General features: G+C 63.2%; 1 pseudogene. It reads left to right on the plus strand.

The window, feature by feature from the left end:
• Window positions 1-651 (plus strand): annotated as a pseudogene (locus tag QD357_RS32765) (lactate dehydrogenase); the annotation flags it as partial.

Genomic DNA, 651 nt, shown 5'->3' on the forward strand with positions numbered 1-651 from the left:
CGGCTGCCTGAAGGCAGTTTTCGGCGTGACGCGGGCACTGATGTCGTGGTCGACATCCTCTTCTTCCGCAGGCGTAAGACTGGCGAACCCGAAGGTGACCTCTCCTGGCTCGACCTGGCGGAGGTCCGGCCAGCGATGGCGGACGAGGGAGCAATCCGGGTGAACTGCTGGCTCGCCGAGCATCCGGAGTTCGTGCTTGGCGATCACGCCCTGACCTCTGGTCCMTTCGGGGAGACTTATACGTGCCAGCCACGCGCAKGTGAGGCGCTCGACGCGGCGCTGACGGCAGCCATCGCACTTCTTCCGGAAKACCTCTATGACGGCGAGCCGACCGCCATCGACATCGACCTGGAGGATGAGCTCGGAGAGATCGTTGATCTTCGTCCCGATAACGCCAAGGTGCGCGAAGGCAGCTATTTCGTCGATGTCAGACATGGTCTCATGCAGGTCGTCGACGGCGAGCCGGTMGTGGTGCAGACACGCAAGGGCCGCGGCGGCGAGGGAATTTCGAAAAAGCACGTTCGCGTCGTCCGCAAGCTGATCCCGATCCGTGATGCGGTGCGCGAGATCCTTAAAGCCCAGGAGCTGGATMGCCCATGGCGCGATCTGCAGGTGCGATTGCGGATCGCCTGGTCGAGCTTCGTCCGTGAC

Origin of the sequence: Rhizobium sp. BR 317 (assembly GCF_047445835.1) — a bacterium.
Classification (GTDB): Bacteria; Pseudomonadota; Alphaproteobacteria; order Rhizobiales; family Rhizobiaceae; genus Rhizobium; species Rhizobium paranaense.